This is a genomic window from Vibrio sp. 99-8-1 (genome assembly GCF_013114595.1).
Lineage (GTDB): Bacteria > Pseudomonadota > Gammaproteobacteria > Enterobacterales > Vibrionaceae > Vibrio.
In genome coordinates this window covers 27,873-48,539 of the sequence record NZ_VTXE01000020.1, presented here as the reverse complement: position 1 = coordinate 48,539, position 20,667 = coordinate 27,873, and the positions used below count along the sequence as shown (strand labels likewise).

21 protein-coding genes are annotated in these 20,667 nt (G+C 40.9%); 7 read left to right on the top strand and 14 right to left on the bottom strand.

Features of this window, described 5'->3' with window-relative positions:
* Nucleotides 1-5: 5 nt before the first annotated feature.
* Together F0227_RS12760 and F0227_RS12755 are read right to left on the bottom strand one after the other, a co-directional pair.
* Nucleotides 6-1,187: an amino acid aminotransferase gene (locus F0227_RS12760; RefSeq protein ID WP_171753592.1), complete on the bottom strand. Its 1,182-nt coding sequence runs from the start codon at nucleotides 1,185-1,187 to the stop codon at nucleotides 6-8.
* Between the two features lie 203 nt (nucleotides 1,188-1,390).
* Nucleotides 1,391-2,065 (bottom strand): fructose-6-phosphate aldolase, encoded by a 675-nt coding sequence (locus F0227_RS12755; protein ID WP_171753591.1) that lies wholly within the window; start codon nucleotides 2,063-2,065, stop codon nucleotides 1,391-1,393.
* Nucleotides 2,066-2,266: 201 nt separating this feature from the next.
* Here F0227_RS12755 and F0227_RS12750 point away from each other — a divergent pair, with 201 nt between their 5' ends.
* From F0227_RS12750 to F0227_RS12725, 6 genes are all read left to right on the top strand, one after another.
* A complete protein-coding gene (locus tag F0227_RS12750) occupies nucleotides 2,267-3,166 on the top strand; it encodes a glycyl-radical enzyme activating protein (RefSeq protein WP_171753590.1) in 900 nt (299 codons plus the stop codon).
* A gap of 2 nt (nucleotides 3,167-3,168) precedes the next feature.
* Nucleotides 3,169-5,592 carry a formate C-acetyltransferase/glycerol dehydratase family glycyl radical enzyme gene (locus F0227_RS12745; RefSeq protein ID WP_171753589.1) on the top strand — a complete coding sequence of 808 codons (2,424 nt, stop codon included), beginning with the start codon at nucleotides 3,169-3,171 and terminating at the stop codon, nucleotides 5,590-5,592.
* A gap of 110 nt (nucleotides 5,593-5,702) precedes the next feature.
* Entirely contained in the window at nucleotides 5,703-6,443 is a 741-nt protein-coding gene (locus tag F0227_RS12740) for a DNA-binding transcriptional regulator YciT (RefSeq protein ID WP_171753588.1), read from the top strand.
* A 480-nt stretch (nucleotides 6,444-6,923) separates the two neighbouring features.
* Nucleotides 6,924-7,883 carry a TRAP transporter substrate-binding protein gene (locus F0227_RS12735; RefSeq protein WP_171753587.1) on the top strand — a complete coding sequence of 320 codons (960 nt, stop codon included), beginning with the start codon at nucleotides 6,924-6,926 and terminating at the stop codon, nucleotides 7,881-7,883.
* Nucleotides 7,884-7,965: 82 nt separating this feature from the next.
* Nucleotides 7,966-8,457 (top strand): TRAP transporter small permease subunit, encoded by a 492-nt coding sequence (locus F0227_RS12730; protein ID WP_171753632.1) that lies wholly within the window; start codon nucleotides 7,966-7,968, stop codon nucleotides 8,455-8,457.
* A gap of 1 nt (nucleotide 8,458) precedes the next feature.
* On the top strand, nucleotides 8,459-9,763 hold the full coding sequence (locus tag F0227_RS12725) for a TRAP transporter large permease (protein WP_171753586.1): 1,305 nt from the start codon (nucleotides 8,459-8,461) through the stop codon (nucleotides 9,761-9,763).
* Nucleotides 9,764-9,834: 71 nt separating this feature from the next.
* Here the strand turns inward: F0227_RS12725 and F0227_RS12720 are convergent, their stop codons facing one another.
* Nucleotides 9,835-11,631 carry an ABC transporter transmembrane domain-containing protein gene (locus F0227_RS12720; RefSeq protein ID WP_171753585.1) on the bottom strand — a complete coding sequence of 599 codons (1,797 nt, stop codon included), beginning with the start codon at nucleotides 11,629-11,631 and terminating at the stop codon, nucleotides 9,835-9,837.
* A gap of 592 nt (nucleotides 11,632-12,223) precedes the next feature.
* On the opposite strand from F0227_RS12720, the gene F0227_RS12715 reads away from it, so the two are divergent.
* Nucleotides 12,224-12,370, top strand: a complete 147-nt coding sequence (locus F0227_RS12715; RefSeq protein ID WP_171753584.1) for a hypothetical protein — start codon at nucleotides 12,224-12,226, stop codon at nucleotides 12,368-12,370.
* A gap of 261 nt (nucleotides 12,371-12,631) precedes the next feature.
* Here the strand turns inward: F0227_RS12715 and F0227_RS12710 are convergent, their stop codons facing one another.
* The 11 genes from F0227_RS12710 to nrdG all read right to left on the bottom strand — a co-directional run bounded on the left by F0227_RS12710 (nucleotide 12,632) and on the right by nrdG (nucleotide 20,662).
* The gene (locus F0227_RS12710) at nucleotides 12,632-12,991 is read right to left on the bottom strand and encodes a hypothetical protein (protein WP_171753583.1); all 360 of its coding nucleotides are present in this window, start codon (nucleotides 12,989-12,991) and stop codon (nucleotides 12,632-12,634) included.
* Nucleotides 12,992-13,837: 846 nt separating this feature from the next.
* Nucleotides 13,838-14,095 carry a hypothetical protein gene (locus F0227_RS12705; protein ID WP_171753582.1) on the bottom strand — a complete coding sequence of 86 codons (258 nt, stop codon included), beginning with the start codon at nucleotides 14,093-14,095 and terminating at the stop codon, nucleotides 13,838-13,840.
* 507 nt (nucleotides 14,096-14,602) lie between these two features.
* Nucleotides 14,603-15,133, bottom strand: coding sequence for a suppressor of fused domain protein (locus tag F0227_RS12700; RefSeq protein ID WP_171753581.1), 531 nt, complete (start codon nucleotides 15,131-15,133; stop codon nucleotides 14,603-14,605).
* Nucleotides 15,126-15,392, bottom strand: a complete 267-nt coding sequence (locus F0227_RS12695; protein WP_171753580.1) for a hypothetical protein — start codon at nucleotides 15,390-15,392, stop codon at nucleotides 15,126-15,128. Before F0227_RS12695 ends, F0227_RS12700 begins: the two co-directional genes overlap by 8 nt.
* A 336-nt stretch (nucleotides 15,393-15,728) precedes the next feature.
* Entirely contained in the window at nucleotides 15,729-16,115 is a 387-nt protein-coding gene (locus F0227_RS12690) for a hypothetical protein (RefSeq protein ID WP_171753579.1), read from the bottom strand.
* Nucleotides 16,116-16,159: 44 nt separating this feature from the next.
* On the bottom strand, nucleotides 16,160-16,660 hold the full coding sequence (locus F0227_RS12685; RefSeq protein WP_171753578.1) for a hypothetical protein: 501 nt from the start codon (nucleotides 16,658-16,660) through the stop codon (nucleotides 16,160-16,162).
* 312 nt (nucleotides 16,661-16,972) lie between these two features.
* Complete coding sequence (locus F0227_RS12680) at nucleotides 16,973-17,446, bottom strand: SMI1/KNR4 family protein (protein WP_171753577.1); 474 nt, start codon at nucleotides 17,444-17,446, stop codon at nucleotides 16,973-16,975.
* A gap of 485 nt (nucleotides 17,447-17,931) precedes the next feature.
* Nucleotides 17,932-18,396 carry an immunity protein YezG family protein gene (locus tag F0227_RS12675; protein WP_171753576.1) on the bottom strand — a complete coding sequence of 155 codons (465 nt, stop codon included), beginning with the start codon at nucleotides 18,394-18,396 and terminating at the stop codon, nucleotides 17,932-17,934.
* Between the two features lie 194 nt (nucleotides 18,397-18,590).
* Nucleotides 18,591-18,950 (bottom strand): hypothetical protein, encoded by a 360-nt coding sequence (locus tag F0227_RS12670; RefSeq protein ID WP_171753575.1) that lies wholly within the window; start codon nucleotides 18,948-18,950, stop codon nucleotides 18,591-18,593.
* A gap of 166 nt (nucleotides 18,951-19,116) precedes the next feature.
* Nucleotides 19,117-19,806, bottom strand: coding sequence for a tetratricopeptide repeat protein (locus F0227_RS12665; RefSeq protein ID WP_171753574.1), 690 nt, complete (start codon nucleotides 19,804-19,806; stop codon nucleotides 19,117-19,119).
* 385 nt (nucleotides 19,807-20,191) lie between these two features.
* Complete coding sequence (gene nrdG, locus F0227_RS12660; protein ID WP_171753573.1) at nucleotides 20,192-20,662, bottom strand: anaerobic ribonucleoside-triphosphate reductase-activating protein; 471 nt, start codon at nucleotides 20,660-20,662, stop codon at nucleotides 20,192-20,194.
* Nucleotides 20,663-20,667: the final 5 nt, after the last annotated feature.

Here is a 20,667-nt window from a genome sequence, read left to right as displayed (position 1 = left end):
TGTTTTTATAAGACGTTAATAATTGCATCTGCTACATAAGGGATGTCTTTTTCCGTCAGGCCTGCAATATTAATTCGACCATCACCTACACCATAAATACCGTAGCTTTCTCTTAACTTACTCATTTGTGCTTCAGTAAAACCTAGCACAGTAAACATACCTTTGTGACTTTCTATAAAATCAAACTGTTGCGATTTGTGAACTGAGCGGAATTCGTTGCAAAGTGCTGCTCGCAAATTAACCAATCTGGACTGCATTGTTTCTAACTCATTTTTCCATGTTTGAGTTAATGCATCGCTTGAAAGTATGGTTCTTACTAACGCGGCACCATGATCTGGCGGCATGGTGTAAGTAGCTCGGGCAAGCTGCATTAGTTTGCCTTTAGCATTATCCGCTTGCGATTTATCATTACCTATCACAATCGCCGCGCCGGTTCTTTCACGATACAGACCGAAGTTTTTCGAACAAGAAGTGGTAATTAAGCACTCAGGCAAGTTATCGGCCATATATCTAAGACCTTTGGCGTCTTCTTGCAAACCGTCACCAAAGCCTTGATAAGCGATATCAATAAAGGGTAAGAAACCATTTTTATGGCTTAGCTTAGTAATCGCCTTCCAGCAATCAAAGTCAATATCTGCTCCGGTCGGGTTATGACAACAACCGTGCAGTAGTACCACGTCTTTGGGGCCAGCTTGTGCAATATCCTCTAACATCGCCGCGGTATCAACTTGTTTGGTTTCAGCACTAAAGTAACGATAGTGACGAACATTTAAGCCCGCAGCCTGCATAACAGGTTTATGGTTAACATAGCTTGGATTACTTAGCCAAACGGTCGTACCCGGTTGCGCTACGGAAATTAAATCTCCAAGCATGCGTAATGCCCCACTCGCACCGGGGGTTTGAATGGCCGAGACTCTGTCCATTGCTGATGTCCCTGACAGCAATAGATCAACCATAGATTGATTAAACTGCTCGCAACCCGCCAAGCCAACATACGCTTTACTGGTTTGAGTTTCAGATAGTATGATTTGTGCTTCTTTAACCGCCTGCATAATTGGCGTTTGGCCTTGGCTGTTTTTATATACGCCGATGCCAAGATCTACTTTTTCTGAGCGGGGATCGTTACGATACGCAACGGATAAAGAGAGGATAGGATCCTGAAGTGGTACTGGTAGATTTGAGAACATGAAAGTAACATTCCTTTACAATTCAAGTATTGAAGCCAAGTTATCATTAGTTGCGCAAGATCAAAAGAGATTTATAGCGGCAAGTGAACTTAACTCGCTGATTTAAGGCATCAACGCTGTTGATAAGATAAGTAGCTAACATGTCAGTAGAGGCGACTATTCGCCTCTTTATACCTTGAAATATCCAATGTTACGTTATTCTCTTAGCTTTCAAATGAACGCTTGTCACCAAATGCTTCTTTCCAGTCTTTATCAAATTGAGCGACAGCTGGCTCAACAGCGGGGTGGGCAAACATTGCCGCGGCGACATCTACAGGCAGCGTAATCGCTTCAATGCCTAGTTTCATCACTTCCATTGCTTGTTGCGTGTTTTTAAAACTCGCCGCTAAGATTTTTGCCGGAAGCTGATTTTGGTCGAGCAGAAGTTGCAGATCTGCAACAACCTCTACCCCATTACCGTTCATTGCATCAATTCGGTTAACGTATGGCGCTAGATAGTCGGCGCCACACAGTGCTGCGAGAAATCCTTGTTGGGCAGAATATATCGCAGTTGCTAATACTTGAATGCCTTGTGCTTTAATGCGTTTAATCGCCGCTAATCCATTCTCTGTCGCAGGCACTTTAACCACAATATCATAGGGCAACTCATTGAGCTGTTGAGCTTCTTCTACCATACCTTCAATGGTGTTACTCACTACTTGTGCATGAAAGCGCGGAGTGCCTCCCAAAACACTCTGCATCTCTTTTAGTGTATCAGTAAGGCCTTGTCGAGACTTAGCGAGAATAGTCGGATTCGTGGTAATGCCCTTAAGGGGTAAACATTGATTAAAACGCTGGGTTTGTTCTACATCTGCGGTGTCTAAGTAAAGTTCAATCATTTCTAATATCTCTCATATTCAATAAGACCATTTGTTGTTTCGGTCACTATAGATCTGACAATCGAATCAGATCTTGATATAAATCAATTGAAATTTCATTTGAAAGCATTCAAACTTCATTTAATAAAAGTAAATCAGAAATGAACGGTAAGCTAACTTGGCGATCGTTAGTATTTAACCATTGAGACAAAGGTAATAGGCATGCATTTCAACATTCAACGATTTTCAACTCACGATGGTGACGGTATTCGTTCAATTTTATTTCTTAAGGGATGTAGCCTCGCTTGCCCATGGTGCCAAAATCCTGAAAGTCGCAGTGAAAAGTACTCTCTTTTGTTTGATGAACGCAGTTGCCTTAACGACTGCTCTTTATGCTGCAATCAAGGCAGTGCTATTGAGCGCTCAAACGGAAAAGTTACTATTAACCGACAAATGCTTAATCAAGAGCAACTCATTGCGTTGCAAGATCTCTGCCCTACTCAAGCCCTTACTGTCGTTGGTCAACAGTCGAAAGCTGAAGAGTTGTTCGATACCTTAATGAAAGACAAACCTTTCTACGATCAAAGCGGCGGCGGTGTCACTTTTTCTGGTGGCGAACCTTTAATGCAAGCAAGTTTGGTCTCCGTATTAGCAGAAAAACTTAAACAACATGGTGTCTCGACCGCCATTGAAACCTGCCTGCACGTGCCATGGAAAAACATACAACAAACCGCACCTCATATAGACAGCTGGCTTGCGGACTTAAAACATACCGATGATGAAAAATTTTTCAGCTGGGCAAAAGGCTCAGCCAAACGCATTAAAAGCAACTTAAAACAGTTAGATTCCATCGCTAAACGCATCGTTATTCGCGTTCCTGTCGTTGCTGAGTTCAATGACACCGATGACGAACTGAAAGAGATCATTAACTTTGCCGCTTCACTTGAAAGCTGCAACGAACTTCACTTACTTCCCTACCACACACTAGGGATCAACAAATATCGTCTCCTCGATATGCCTTATCTTTGTTCTGACAAACCACTCAACAATCCTGAGTTACTAGAAAGAGCACAGCTATACGCAAGAGAGAACACTCAACTTAACGTAACTGTAAGAGGTTAATTATGGAGTTACATTTTCTACCTGAGCGCATCAAATCTCACAAATCAGAATTGGTTAATATCGTTACCCCTCCTATCTGTACCGAGCGAGCACAGGCTTATACCAATGCTTATAAAGCGAATGAAGATAAGCCGATCATCATCCAAAGAGCGTTAGCTTTAAAAGAGCACCTTGAAACACGGACGATTTGGATTAAGAACGATGAACTGATAGTTGGAAACCAAGCCAGCAAACTGCGTGCTGCACCAATTTTCCCTGAATACACAGTGCGTTGGATTGAAAGCGAAATTGATGAACTTGCTGACAGGCCGGGAGCCGGTTTTGCGGTGAGTAACCAAGATAAAGAAACAATACACGCCCTAACACCTTATTGGCGAGGTAAAACGGTTCAAGATCGCTGTTACGGGCTATTTAGCGAAGAACAGCAAGCGATTCTTGCCACCACCATCATCAAAGCTGAAGGCAATATGACCTCAGGAGATGCACACCTAGCGGTAGATAACGAAAAGATCTTATCCCTTGGCATGAACGGACTCATCAACGAAGTACGTCAATACCGCAGCAACAATGACACCGCAACGTTCGATGGCTTAAAGAAAGAGCAGTTCTATAAAGCCACTGAAATCGTTCTATCCGCCATCCAGCAACATATCGCCAGCTACGCAACCTTAGCTGCAGAAATGGCGTTAAAAGAGACACGAGCAAAACGCAAAGAAGAACTTGAAACCATCGCGAATAACTGCCGCCATGTCGCCTATCACGCACCTGATAACTTTTGGCAAGCGCTACAGCTGTGCTATTTCGTACAGCTAATACTGCAGCTTGAATCTAATGGTCACTCGCTTTCATTCGGAAGAATGGATCAGTATTTAAATGACTACTATCTCAGTGACATTAGCCGCGGAGAAATAAACAAAGGTTTTGCGATAGAGCTTCTGCAAAGCTGTTGGTTAAAACTGCTAGAGGTAAACAAAATCCGCTCAGGTGCGCACTCTAAGGCGTCTGCAGGCTCGCCTCTTTATCAAAATGTCTGCATTGGCGGTCAAAAACTCAATAACAAGGGAGAAGCAGAAGATGCGGTTAATCCCCTCTCATGGGTGATTTTAGAATCCTGTGGTCAATTACGTTCTACCCAGCCTAATCTAAGTGTTCGATATCACCAAAACTTGAATCAACAGTTTTTGATGGCCTGTATCGACGTCATTAAATGTGGCTTTGGTATGCCAGCATTCAATAACGATGAGATTGTGATTCCAGAGTTCATTAACTTAGGAGTCGAACGGCAAGATGCATACAACTATGCCTCTATTGGATGCATTGAGACTGCCGTACCCGGCAAGTGGGGGTATCGCTGTACCGGCATGAGCTTTATTAACTTTGCTCGTATTTTGTTGGCTGCCCTTAATAAAGGCGAAGACGCCACCTCTGGTAAAACATTCTTAGCGCATGATAAGTCACTGGCAGACGGCAACTTCAATAACTTTGATGAAGTTATGGCGTCTTGGGCGGATCAAGTGCGTTACTACACTCGTAAGTCCATAGAGATAGATACCGTAGTCGACACAGTTCTTGAACAGCAAGCGCACGATATTTTCTGCTCATCGCTAGTAGACAACTGCCTAGAGCGCGGTAAAACCGTCAAAGAAGGCGGCGCAAAATATGACTGGGTCTCTGGCCTTCAGGTCGGCATTGCCAACCTCGGTAATAGCCTCGCCGCAATCAAACATATGGTCTTCGACGACGCGCAGATAACCCAGCCTGAACTTGCAAACGCACTAGCTGAAAACTTCCAGTCATCTCAACAGGAGCAACTTCGTCAGCGAATTTTAAACTTTGCCCCTAAGTACGGTAACGACAATGACGCGGTTGACTCTCTACTTGCAGAAGCCTACCAAATCTATATTGATGAGGTAGAGAATTTTGTAAATACTCGTCATGGTCGTGGCCCAATAGGCGGAGGCTACTATGCGGGAACCTCCTCCATCTCTGCTAATGTGCCTTTTGGCTCGTCTACCATGGCGACTCCGGACGGTCGTAAAGCCAACACGCCACTTGCTGAAGGTGCGAGCCCAGCATCAGGCTCTGATCGCTTAGGTCCCACGGCTGTCTATAACTCGGTTGGTAAAATTCCGGCCAACAAAATCCTTGGTGGAGTGTTACTAAACCAAAAATTGAACCCTGCGGCAGTCGAGTCTGAGGAAGATAAACTTAAGCTTTCGATGCTTATTCGAACTTTCTTTAATCACCATAAAGGGTGGCATGTTCAATACAACATTATTTCTCGGGATACTCTGCTCGCGGCAAAGAAAAATCCTGAGCAATACCGTGATTTAGTGGTTCGTGTGGCAGGCTACTCTGCTTTCTTCACTGCCCTCTCTCCCGATGCTCAGGACGATATTATTGCTCGAACAGAGCATGAAATTTAACCTGTAAGTGCAGAGGACTTGTTATATAAAGTTTGTTTTATGTTTCAAGTCCTTTTCATATGAAAGAAAGAGGCGTTACAATAGTCTCATCTTTTACCTGGAGTAATGTTGTGAACTCAAGACAAAATGAAATTCTGCAAATTGTAAACCAACGCAAACGCGTGCAAGTCACAGACTTGGTCGAGACAATAGGTGTATCAGGTGTCACCATAAGACAGGATCTCAATTTTCTTGAACAACAGGGATACTTAAAACGCGTTCACGGCGCCGCTGTCGCGCTACAGAGTGATGACATAGATTCACGTCTTGAAGTGCGATTTGATATTAAGCAGGCCCTTGCTTCCAAAGCGGCTGACCTTGTAGCACCTAATGAAACCGTATTAATCGAAGGCGGAAGCGCGAACGCATTGTTAGCAAGAACGCTAGCAGAGCGCGGGGACGTGACCATTATTACCCCGTCAGCTTACATTGCCCATCTTATTCGCAACTCTTCTGCCAATATTATTCTGCTTGGTGGCGTGTACCAGCATCAAGGAGAGAGCTTAGTTGGCCCTTTAACCAAGCTTTGCATTGCCAACATCCATTTTAGTACCGCGTTTTTAGGGATAGACGGCTATCATCAAGATACTGGCTTTACCAGTAGAGATATGATGCGCGCTGAAATAGCGGATACCATCATCAGCAAGAAACGCCGTAATATTGTGTTAACTGACTCAAGTAAGTTTGGCCAAATCTACCCTTCTAGCATTAATGATCCTAGCGAGATTTCCATTCTACTAACCGATAATGCCGCACCAGCAGAGGATATTGCTTACCTTAAAGCACAAGGCATTGAAGTGATATTGGGGTAACACATCTGACAGGCAACGGCTCCGAAAAAAACTTTCAAGTATCCAGTTGTTCTACAAAAAGCCCTCCACTTATACTCTCTTTAACGGTCGTTATCTCCGTTTAATTCTCCCTTTCCGGGGATAATTTGGCCAACATAATCAATTTAGCTTTACTCATTCCAAGAAAATCTCAAACAGACCCTATGCCTCAAGTTTCTTCGACAGTTAAATCAAACCTAACCAATTGAATATATTGATATATTTAAAAATAGCCAGTTTATAAATCAGTCATTATGGATAGCATTTGTGTAAAAATATCAACCCAAATAGTGTGACGTAAAGCGCTAATCTTTTAAAAATATTGCATAAAAAATCAGAATGAGATTCAGATCTATTTCCTCTGATTTTATTTGTCATACAATAATACGCTAATACAGTCACACTAATAAGCGGACTCGTTACTATCCCCATAATACAAAAGTGAAAACAAGGAAAAACAACATGAAGAAAACTCTGATAACATTAGTCGCCACCTCTGTTCTATCTACATTTGCCGTGAATGCTAAAACCCTTACCCTAGGCCACGCTATGAATTTAGACAGTGCTGCACACGCTGGAATGGTTATCTTTGCAGATAAAGTAAAAGAAAAATCAGCTGGAGATATTAACGTTAAGATCTTCCCTAATGGCATGTTAGGATCCGAACGAGACCAAGCAGAACAAGTCGTAACAGGTGCTCTGCATATGGCAAAAATTAACGGCTCATTAGCAGAATCATTCGAACCCACTTATAAAGCAATTTCGATCCCTTATCTATTCCGTGATTCTAACCATATGCACACTTTCATGCGTAGTGAAGCTGCTGAGAAACTCCTCAAGTCAAGTGAAGGCAAGGGGTTTATTGGACTAACACTCTACGATTCTGGGTCCCGTAGCTTTTACAGCGCAAAACCAATCAATACTCCTGAAGATCTGGCTGGGTTGAAAATTCGTGTACCAGAATCTCCAACTATGATGGAAATGGTTCGCTTACTTGGCGCACGCGCTACGCCAGTACCGTTTACTGAAGTATATACAGCACTGCAGCAAGGGGTTATTGACGCAGCAGAAAACAACATTTCTAGTCTTGTGGAGATGAAGCACTCTGAAGTAGCTAAATTTTACGCAATGGATCAACACATGATGACACCTGACCTTATCATGATCTCTGAAAATGCGTGGAATGAGCTAACTGCAGAACAACAAAAAATCGTCAAAGAAGCCGCACTTGAATCTATGGAAGAAGAGATAAAAATCTGGGCTGCAACAGATGACAAGAACATGAAGATTGCAAAAGAATCTGGCGTTACTTTCATCGAGGTGGATACAAGCAAGTTCCGCGAAAAGGTTCTACCTATGATTGAAACCGCTAAGAAAGATCCTGTCTTAAAAGAGTACATCAACTCAATCGAAGCTATGTAACTCGCCATTTAATCCCTTTATTTCTGCCCTCCTTTCCGGAGGGCGATATGACCACTTTTGACGTGGAGGAAAGATGCATTCAATTTTGCGTCGGCTAAAAGCCATATTAGATAAATCGATTCTCACATTTTGTGGGTTCGCGATTGTCACTCTTGTGATTACCGTTACTTGGCAAGTATTTAGCCGCTATGTGCTGAATGATCCCAGTTCATTTACCGACGAGTTAGCTCGATACACCATGATTTGGTTTGGTTTGAGTGGAGCGAGCTACCTGTTTGGTAAAAACGGTCACTTAGCAATAACGCTCTTTATTGGTTCTGTTAACCACAAATACCGTAAACACTTTCATGCACTTATCAACTTAATTTCTATTGTATTCATCAGTTTAGCCATGATCAAAGGCGGAGTGTTGCTTATGGGGAGAACCATGATGCAGTACTCGCCAGCATTACAGATCCCTATGGCGTACGTTTATTTAGTCTTACCACTAACAGGGCTGCTTATGGTTATCTATTTAACCCTAAGCACCATCGATGTGTATAAACCCGTTCAATCAGCAAGAGAGGAACAGTGATATGGATATCTCCATCGGCTTTTGGTTGCTGTGTTTATTCTTAGTTCTAATCGCATTTAGTGTGCCTATTGCAATTGCCATTGCAATGTCTTCTTTGGTGATCATGTGCACCATCCTACCTATGGATGTTGCTTTTATGACGGCTGGCCAAAAGATCGTAACGGGTATAGACAGTTTTAGTTTGCTTGCCATCCCATTCTTCATATTGGCGGGTAATATTATGAACCGAGGCGGTATCGCAACTCGACTGGTTCAGTTTGCCAAGTTATTGGTTGGTCGTCTGCCCGGTGCGCTTTCCCATGTCAACGTGCTTGCCAACATGTTATTTGGTTCGGTATCCGGCTCTGCAGTTGCTGCCGCAGCCGCAGTTGGTAAAACCTTAGAACCAGAATTAGAAAAAGAAGGCTACGACAAGTCATATTCTACCGCGGTTAATGTTGCTTCCTGCCCCGCAGGTTTACTCATACCACCAAGTAATTCACTGATTGTTTTCTCTGTTGTAAGTGGTGGCACTTCAATTGCCGCGCTATTTATCGCTGGGTATGTACCAGGAATACTGATGGGTATAAGTTGTATGGTTGTCGCTTACATGATCGCCCGCAAGAAAGGGTATAAAAGTGCGGCAATTACGCTAACTGTACGCGAAAAACTGACCATTACTTGGCGTGCGATACCAAGTTTAGGCTTAGTTGTTGTGGTTATTGGTGGCATCATTGGCGGCATTTTTACCGCAACAGAGGGAGCGTGTATAGCAGTACTCTATTCATTTGGTCTATCACTCTGCTATCGAAGTTTAGGCATAAAAGAGTTAAGAACCATTTGTGTGGAAACCGCAGAGATCACTGGCATTATGCTGTTCTTGATCGGTGCATCAACCATTATGTCGTGGGCAATGGCGTTTACTGGCTTGCCTAGCATGATCAGCGAATGGATGCTCTCTATCTCTGATAATCCTGTTATCATTTTCATCCTTATGAACATCATCTTACTTGTGGTCGGTATGTTTATGGATCTCACCCCTGCGGTTTTGATCTTTACGCCTATCTTTATGCCTATTGCAACACAACTTGGCATGCACCCGATTCATTTTGCGATGATGATAATATTTAACCTTTGCATTGGTATCGCCACCCCTCCAGTAGGCACCGCACTCTTTGTAGGCTGTAGTGTTAGTGGGGCTAAAATAGAAAGTGTGATTAAATCAATATTACCGTTCTGCGCGGTGTTGATTGTTACCTTATTACTAATCACCTTTATTCCATCCATCAGTTTGGCATTACCAAGAGCATTTGGTTTAATCAACTGATCCCTTAGGCTGGACATCCGTTTTCACGCGAAGACGGATGTTTATTCTAAGCTTATACATTTCTTTGAGCATTAGTTCTGCATATGTTTAAACTGAAGCTCTACCAATCGTTGATAGAGTTGGCACTCCTCCATCAATGTTTGATGATTACCCGTTGCCACCAGTTGTCCTTGATCCAGCACGGCTATCTTGTCAGCATGTTGAATGGTCGACAATCTATGAGCGATGATGAGGGTGGTGCGACCTTTCATCAGTTGTTCAAGCGCTTTTTGTACATGGTGTTCGCTCTCACTATCCAAGGCACTGGTGGCTTCATCCAGCAGAAGAATATGAGGATCTTTCAAGATCGCTCTAGCGATGGCGATACGTTGTTTCTGACCACCGGATAACCTAACCCCACGCTCACCAAGAAAGCTGCTGTACCCTTCAGGCAACTGCATAATAAAATCGTGCGCCATAGCTTTTTTGGCTGCTGCAACAACCTCTTCATCCGTTGCATCAGGGTTGCCATAGCGGATATTGTGCAAAACATCACTGCTAAACAGTGCCGGTTGTTGGGGAACCAGCGCCATCTGCCGGCGTAGTTCCGTTGGCTCCAACTGACGAATATCCGTGCCACCAAACTCAATAGAACCCGATTGAGGATCATAAAATCGTTGCAACAACTCAAACAGCGTTGTTTTTCCTGCCCCTGAAGGGCCGACCAGCGCGAGGACTTTACCTTGTTCAGCGTTGAGGGAAAGACTGGCAAGCGCAGGCTGTGCAGGACGAGATGGATAGCAGAAGTTAACCTGATTAAAACTGAGTTCCGCACTCAGAGCAGAAGCATCGGCGGCACTCTCTACCGGCGGAACAATATGGCTCTCAACCTGAAGCACCTCAATTAAGCGCTCGGTTGCCCCCGCTGCACGCTGTAACTCTCCCAGCACTTCAGAAATCGTTGCCAAAGAAGAAGCGACCAGTATGGAATAAAACACGAATGCGCCAAGGTCACCACCACTCATCTGTCCAGAAATAACATCACTGCCACCAACCCAAAGCATGCCAGTTATGGCTCCGAACACAATAATGATGACACCTGCAATCAAAGTTGCCCTTTGTTGGATGCGATTTCTGCCCACCTGAAAGGCAGACTCCACTTCACGAGCAAAAGAGGCCTTCTCCTGTGACTCCCTGACGTAGCTTTGAACCGTTTTAATATGCTCTATCGCTTCTCCGGCATAACTGCCGACATCAGACATCGAGTCCTGACTCTTTCTCGACAAAGCTCTTACCCTTCGGCCATAAATTAGAATAGGCAACAAGATAAAAGGAACTGAGGCCAGCACGATCAAGGTCAGCTTGATATTGGTAGCAAACAGCATCACCAATGCGCCAATAAACATCAACACACTTCGCATCGCCATAGAAAAAGAAGAGCCGATAATACTTTGAAGTAGCGTGGTGTCTGTTGTCAGCCGCGACATAATGTCACCGCTGCCGCTGGTTTCGAAATAGCTAGGGTGAAGGGTAATTACATGATTAAACACCGCTTTACGGATATCTGCACTCACCCTTTCACCTAGCCACGACACCAGATAAAAGCGGGCAAAGGTACCACCAGCAATCAGTACGGTAACAATAAAGATAAATAGCACCGCATTTTTAAGCTGCTCTAAAGATTGCTGGGCAAATCCATCATCGATTAATACTCTTACCCCCTGCCCGACAGAAAGCATCACCGATGCGGTAAAAACCAGTGCGATAAGGGCTGCCGCTATTTTTAATTTATACGGACGGACAAATTGTAAAAGCTCCAGCAGAATGGAGAGCCGTTTATTATCTTTGTTGCCGATAACTTCCGATGCGTCGAAACTGTTTTCAGACATAGATTTCCCTTTTTTGCTCTCTGAGCGTTTGATGTCACTCTCCTGATCTGCCCTCTCAAGAGGCCGATTTCAATCCCTTACTCAAAAATATTATCCATTCCCACTCATCTAGCGATGGTTCAGGCAACATCAGTTCCTAAATGGCTATAAGCAAAGCGCATCCATAATTCGCTGCACGTTCATTCATGCGACCGTTTTGTTGGTCACTGACCGAGTGGTTAAGAGATATTTAATAAAAAACACCAAACCTATCGCAAACCACCAGCCAGTTATTGACATAGAAACCCGATAAAACATATGCTTACCCGGCACTGGCAAAATCCAGTGCCGGGATTGGAACACCGCAATGACTAACACTGGGCGCATTGTCGCCAGCTTTTTATGCTGGCCTTTTAATGTGCGGCTTCAGCACACCTGAAGAAAGTGAGTTTGTCTAGTATTCAGGCAGACACTTAATTATGGTGAGCTGGACAGGGGCGCTTCGGCGCGCCGTTTTCCTAGTGTGGCGGTAGTTCCAACCTTGTTCAGTTCACCACCCTAAGATTGGAACCTTTGTGTGGTGTTAAACATAATTCATCACTAGGAAGTCACCATGACCCATCAAAACCAACCTGATTTCTACCTTCAAGTCGAAGACTTTATCCTTAACGCAAACTGCGAGAACACCCCAATTGATAACGAAATACGTGTTTTTCTACTGACGTTGTTGAACCAGTTTAAGCATCAGGATGAAGAGTAACGGATAAAAGATAGGCACCTTTTCTAGGTGCCTTTCTTCATGATTATCTTAATAAATTCAATTAGCTATTAAAGATTGAAAACTCTGCATAATACTTATATTAGTTTTTTCATGGGATGCATGTCCCTGTTAGATCTGCTGTTAGGTCTGCGTGGCTGATACCGTTAGGATTTTCTGTTTTTGGTGGCGAGAGAGGGTTCTCTGGGTGGATTGAGTGGTTCTGGGAAGAGGGACGCCACTCGGATGAGTGGCTAGCTCCAACTAAAAATCTATTTTATTCCTAAGTTCTAAATCAACTCCATCATTAATAAGTGAAACTTTTTTATTACCTGTTTCACCAACAATCATAGACAATTCAAAAGTATCTTCTAGCTTGCCTAACTCTAACATCTCAAAAAGAGAGTAAAAGGAACTCCTTATAAGCATAGGAGCTATAATTTTAATTTTATCAATTTCACTTTCTGATAATGACTTTAAGCAATCATAAAATTCAGGGTCTGACTGTTTTAACAATTTCGGATCGCTATGTATCCACTCATCAAATATTCTCATCCCACTATCACTAGAATGCCTTACAGCTGCCACAAAGTCCTCAACCTTTTGTTTGTTTTCTAAACTCATATTTATCCTTGTTCATTTTCAGTAACTCTGAAATGCGCTCATTTGGCACTCCCACTTGTCTTAACATGCGAATATCATCTGCGAGCTCATAAGCTCATAACGAGGACATGCATCTTAAAAAAGATTCAAACCAGCCCGTTCTCATCTACTCAGTTATAAGTAGGTTAATATACTTTTTCTATCATTTAGTTGAAACATATTGAAAAACAACAATTTTATGCGAATTTATTGTATAGAGGTGCTCAGCAAATGCTGTGACCGGAGTTTCTATGAGAGTAATAAGGTGTCGTTTAGATTAATTTAACTGATAACCGCACATTCGTCGTCGATGTAGCCTTGATAAATTACACTGAATGCTCTCTTTCATGCCTATACAGAGCGCTCTTTGCTTCTCTAGTTGAGTACACGCCTTTAGCCACTCCTTTTGGTTGATATTTAAACGTTTTAATAAAGGTTGAAACATATTGAAAAACAACAATTTTATGCGAATTTATTGTATAGAGGTGCTCAGCTAATGCTGTGATTGGAGTTTCTTTGGAAATAACAAGGTGTCGTTTAGATCAACTTAACTGATAACCGAACTCTTATAAGATGCAACTCTTATAAGATGCCTGTCCCCGTTAGTCCTTTTCATAAGATGCATGTCCCTGTTAGATTTACTGTTAGATTTGTTAGATTCAAGATTGTTCTGTGGGCGGATTGGGTGGTTCTGGGAATAGGGACGCCACTCGGGTGAGTGGCGCTTGCTTAAGCTTACACAAAAAAGTAGAACGTTCTCGATAATAAAGATGGGCTAGACCTGTAGATTTCTTTTGTGCTGCTTTAACTGATTCTTGGTTATTCTTGTCAGCTTTGCCAAAGCTCTATCCCATTCCTGAATAGACTTATAGGAATTGCATTTCCTGCTACCGATAGATCGCCCCAAGCTTTGGGATGGCAATATCCTATTATACTTTGGGCTGCCTCAATTTTGTTTCCTAATTCACCTGAATTTAGTTCTTGCCAAAAGCATTTAAGCCTCAGACTTTCACGTTCAAAACCTGCTTCATTAAAGGCCATTAAGATATCATCTACAATCTTTTCGTTCTGTTTATTTACATTCATTTCCCTTCACCATCTCTTTTTATATCACCATTTATAACGACCTGACCTGATTGCCCCCACCTATTGCATTATCATGTGCCCACTGCTGGCCTTGCTGCCCTTTGACCTTTGCCTTCTAGTAAAACTTGGTCGCTACCTAACGACACATTATGTTCAACCTCTGCTGTATTAGATTTTGGTAAAGCTCATAACGAGGACATGCATCTTAAAAAAGAATCAAACCAACCAGTTCTCATCTGCTCAGCTATAAGTAGGTTAATATACTTGTTCTATCATTTAGTTGAAAAATATTGAAAAACAACAATTTTATGCGAATTTATTGTATAGAGGTGCTCAGCTAATGCTGTTTATTAAGATGGCTGTCCCCGTTGTTCCTTTTCATAAGATGCATGTCCCTGTTGGATTCTGATACAATGTATATAGGCTCCTACCCCATCGAATGCAAAATCATTTTTATCTGGCTCTATGCCCCAATAACTCATATAAGTAGCCTATCTTTCTTGCGTTTTAGATCATTGACGGTCTACGGAAATCACTTAAATCAGGATCCATGTCTTCCAGTAATTCCTCTAGCTTTAACACACCCTTATCACAGGCATACTCGACCTCCTTTTCATGTAATAAAACTAACCAAAGAAACTTCAATCCATCAGTTTCAAGCAATGCATCATCAGGGAAATATGAGGGAGACGTAATGTAAACTCCAGAAAAATCGTAACCATTCAAGACAGATTGGCTTCTAATAAACAAGTCTCCATACGTGGCTTTCGAGTTTAAAAAGTAATGCTGAAGATAAGTCATAGTAAAACCGCTAAGGTCAGTATCTTTATTGAGAGATTCTGGGTCATAAACAACCACTAGCTCAGCCTGTCTATCATCAAGTTTGCTAACTCCAACTGTAACCAGTGAATTTGCACCTTTAAAGGGCCTATCTTCAAAAATAAGAACATCAACTGCGAAGGATTCTAGATAAAACCTTTCTGCTCTCTCAGGAACTTTACCCAGCCCTTTTATCAAATTAGCTGCTATATCAGTCATTCTCATTACTCTCGATTTTTTTCTGTTTCTTTCTCTCTTGGCCTATTCTAGCACCATCACTAGCATTACAATTTACACATTCAACTTCTACTCTTTCCTGATATTTATCCAATACATCTTTCCTCGTAAAATCTTCATTATTTTCTGCTTTCTCCTTCCAGGTATCCTGTTGTTTCACCCATGGATCGTCTTCAGGGTGTCCTAACTGATAATCCCTTTTTCCATTAGATTGTTTTTCGCCAGTTAATGGTAGGCACAACGAGTAGGCACAACGAGGACATGCATCTTAAAAAAGATTCAAACCAGCCCGTTCTCATCTGCTCAGTTATAAGTAGGTTAATATATTTTTGCTATCATTTAGTTGAAACATATTGAAAAACAACAATTTTATGCGAATTCATTGTATAGACGTGCTCAGCAGATACTGTGATTGGCGTTTCTATGGAAATAACAAGGGAGAGCACAACGAGGACATGCATCTTAAAAAAGTTAGTATTAAGATGGCTGTCCTCGTTAGATCAGAGAGGGTTCTGTGGGTGGATTGGGTGGTTCTGGGAAGAGGGACGCCACTCGGGTGAGTGGCTTTTTGTAACATTTACGCTTTCTTGTGCTTCGCTAAAATAGCATGAACGTAAAAATCTAAACCTTCATCATTCGGATTGGAAGTAAAACTCTTTACTCGCTCAATGGGGAAAAATGATTGGTCATTGATTTTAACTGTAAATTGCTCAGATGCATCAAAGTAAAACCACTCACCTCCCGTGAACTTACATAGTACTTCTCCAAGATAAATTCCCGCCATAAACTCTGCACCATTGAGTGCTTCTTCATCCGTCATTTCTTTTAAACTAAGAAGGATTCCCTCTAGATTTACCATTGACTCTTTAGTCTTATAAAGAGGTGCACCTATCATGCTTGCAGTCTCTTCTAAATGAGCGCATATTTCCGCAACTTGTTCTTTCGACAATGCATTATTAATCACTATTATTTACCTTCAATATCAAATGTTCCATTGAAGTATAAATGCTAATAATTACCGTATTTAAAGCCATTCTTGGAATAAACCACGTTGTGTACATCAAAATCTACAACTCTGTTTTGATCAATCAGATAGTAAAAAACTCTACCACCCTCGTCCGTCATCTCTTTTGGAGCCGCAATCATAATAGGTTTTTCAATAGAACTGAGGTAGTAGCAAAATCTATGTTGCATGTATGGGCCCAACTTAAATGCCACCTGTTCTGCTGATTTAAGTTCAAACTTTTTATCTTGATATTTTTTACAGAACGTTTGTTTATAACCGATTATATCTGACTCCGATAACGGGAATCCTAGTCCAGTACTATTATATGTCTTGGTCAGTTCAACCAATTCCTCTTCATGCTCCTTGATGTATGCGATAGAGTCTTCTAATCGAGTACATTTGTAGGAAGTCAAACCATGCTTTTTACATACATCACTTACACATCCAGTTAACAACAGAGCTGCACATATTACTACAAATCCACTTTTACGAGCGATAACCATGATTCATTTCAACATTAAATTTAAAGTGAAAACATAATATAAATTAGACTGTTAAATAACTAGAACACATATCTCAACAACTAGAAAACACTAAAGAATCGATTATTTTTTGTGATCTAATTCTTCTATGAACTGAATCATAACACCTCTAATCAGGTGGCCAAATTCAATGTACCACTACAGTTAGCTTCTGTATCAGTATTAAGATGACTGTCCCTGTTAGCTTCTTATAAGATACCTGTCCCCGTTGCTCGGTGATTCTAGGGGGTGGGACGCCACTCGGATGAGTGGCGTTAGATGAATTTACGATTACTACTCAAGACTTTTTAAGAAATCTGGGTCTATCCATGCTGATTCTATCTGGCCATCTTTCAAGACGACGCTTTCAGGATCAAATGCTTCTAATTTTTCTAAGAACTTGTAAATCCCTTTCGCCAATAAGAACTCTTGACTGGGTTCTTCATGATCCCAAAAGTAAACTGACGCTTCTTTATCAAAGTTTATCACTACATAGTTCCCACCTTCTGCCCAAGCAATTGGGAAAGTACTTGCTCCAATATTTTCAAGCCTAGCACTTTCTTCAATCATCAAAGATAAAGGGATAAATTTATCTACCCCTGATTCATTCAGCTCTGTTATCGAGAAGATATTCGTTTCGGGTCTTGCACCATTATACTCAAGCAAAAACTTAGCAAACTCTTCTGGGAGGTCTACCCCTGTTTCCTGAATAAAGTCATCAATATCATGACTTGAAATAGCTAATGGTTTTGATAGTTTTATTTTCATAGTATATGCACTGATCCTATTTATTCCTCAGAATGGCAGCTCCACCTGTACGTCTAGCATTATTATGTATATCTTTAGGTTTTAACTGCATTGTTTTCGTGTCTTCAACGTGATGCTACACAAAACCATCGGGAGTGCTTTTTAAGCCTACAGCTTTATTTGCTATAGCTGCATCTTTAGCATAGTTACCAGTTAAGCCTTTAATTTCAACTTTTGCTTTTGCGTAAGGCGAGAAGTCTGGAAAACCTTGCTCTGTATATTCAACACCAGACGGATGAGTCGTTCCAGAAGCACAACGAGGACATGCATCTTAAAAAAGTTCAAGCCAGCCAGTTCTCACCTGCTCAGTTATAAGTAGGTTAATATATTTTTGCTATAATTTAGTTGAAACATATTGAAAAACAACAATTTTATGCGGATTTATTGTATAGAGGTGATCAACTGACGCTGTGATTGGATTTTCTATGGAAATAACAAGGCGTCGTTTAGATCAACTTAACTGATTGTTTATTAAGATGGCTGTCCCCGTTAGTCTTATCAGGAACTGAAGATGTTTCAGCTTCTTCTTTAGTTAATGAGCTAACACCCCTCATGTACAGACCACTCCAGCTATCTTCTTCTTCAATATACGCAAACTTAATATGAAACTGTCCCTCATCAGTTAGCGTTACTTTGCAATGCGTCCAGCGTTCTTGGTCAAAAACACTATGCTGCTGTAGTTCTTTTAACTGAGCTGAAATTAACTGAAGAACACTAGTTGGATGTTGTTCAAAATCATACCTCGATATATTTCCATCATGATCCAACCAGTTATACTTATAATCTCTAGATAAACGATATACTTGACAATAAAAGTACGCCTCCAGAGCATTTTCTGGAAAGATAGACCAAATCAGACGTCCTATTTCCTGATATATTTCTTGCGGATTTTTTATTTTGTTGTTATCCACTTTACATCCTCACATTCTCTATCGACTTAGATATCGGATCCCTATTACCAATCTGGTATGTTACAACAATTTCATCTGGTCGCTTACTACTTCCTGTATATACTCGAACTAACAGGACAGGCACAATAAACTTGTTTATTGTGCCTGTCTTATTAATTTTTTAATTTCTAATTTCGCTATTAATTTCAGCTACCTTAGAGTTTCGAACATGGCTGGACTGCTTTGTCTTTGTGACCGCACATGATAGGGAACATTTTTGCATGCTCTTGGGTTGGCTCGACATTTAAAACCATGTCTTTGAAAGTATCCCAGCTATACTCAGCCATTAATACACAATAACCTGGGTTTGAATCTTTTTGACATTCACGCTTTGCTTTTGAATAAACTGTATACTCAACAGAACAAGACTCAATCTTCTCTGGCTTGGTGAACGCAGTAGAACAGTAATTTGAACCCGCGTTATTCTCTTCAAGAGAGTCCCAAGAAACGGAGTTGCTCGCACACCCAGTCAATACAACCGACACTAATAAAAAGATAGTTTTATTTTTAAACACTATAATCTCCATATTTATATTTTGTTAATACTAATTATCATTAAATGAGTTAGTTCATATAAATTAACACCTTGGTTAATCACTACACTAAAAGGGACAGACACCATTTACACCCTTAAAGTACCTGCATAAGTGCCTGTCCTCGAACTTACAACCTACTATCAAATCATTTGTTTAATTTTAATTTTTCTATATAACGCAGCTCAGCCAATGCTATTTTATCTTTAGAGTTTATCTCTAGTGCTTCATGATATTTGGTTGATGCATCATCTAATTTTCCTTGCTCAATCAGTACAAATCCTATTCCTCTTAGTGCACGAGAATACTCCATATTCGCTCTATTAGTTGGTGAGTATAATTTAGCTGAAACCTGAGCTTTTTTATAAGTTGTTAGCGTTTTATCCCATAATTTTTTATTTTGATAAATATTGCCTAACTCGCTTAATATTCTAGAGTTTTGAGGCGATATATTTAGGCCATTTATCAGATAATATTCAGCAGCATCAACATTATTTAATTCGACATTTACATATCCCGCAAAAAAATGAGCATCAGCACAAGTCCCATCAATTACCCTGATCGTTCTTCCGTTGGTATCTGTCTTGCTTTTATAGAAATCTTCCTCTTTTTTACTTCTTGCACTATACACTTTTTCAGTTTCAGATTTAACTTCACTATTACAATGCTTTATCAATGGATTAAGATACTTCTCCATAGCTATTCGTGATTTATTATTTTGAATAGAAAAAATAGCCTTAGATAGCAGAGCGCTAGGAGTCGTATCTTCTATTTTTTGCGATTCTGTACTAGAACAACCGACAATAACTAAACTTAATATTATGGCTGAATATCTCAATTTTATTATTCCTTTTATAAATGGTTAGGTAATATTTAAGTATAAAATTGAACCTAAATGAATTTTATTTTATTGAAGAACTTATATAATTAACTACTACCACGCCAAAATTTAAATATAAATCCGCCAAGAATACATAAATTACATTTATAGCTCATATGCAACATAGAGAATTTTATTATACATATCGAAAATTAAATTGATCCAGATCTAACCATAATCTTATGATAGATCAGTCAGTTAGCCATACACTATGGTTTAGTGGTTGATATACTGAAAACTCATGATTTAGCTCTTTTACAAAAAAAAACGCCAACTTAAAAAGTCAACGTTTCAATTTCAATCATTAATTTGAAGCAGCGAAACTTCTACAAGAAAGTAAAGCTTAATCCAACTTAAACCGATGAATTATCTGGTTAGAACTGCCTCGCCATAAGAGCGCAGGGTCGTAGTTATCTTGCTCGAACTTACCATCAATTAACACATCAACCAGTTCTACAATAGACTTCTGCTTATCCGTCAGTTCGTCGATGACATAGCCTGTCCATAGCCAGATATCTTTATCTGGGCATTCTGTCTTTACTCGCGTTACCAATTGGTAGATAGCGTCAAGATTACTCGGATAGAGCGGATCACCACCAGATAATGACAATCCACGACGTTTGATACGTGTGTCTTGCAAATCAGCGATGATCTGATCTTCAAGCTCTTGAGTAAACAGATGACCAGAATTAGGATTTTGAGTCGATTTGTTGTAGCAGCCACGGCAGTTATGTTCGCAGCCTGAAACAAAGAGAGTACAGCGAGTACCCTCTCCGTTCACAACATCTACTTGATGATATTTTTGATAGTTCATTACAG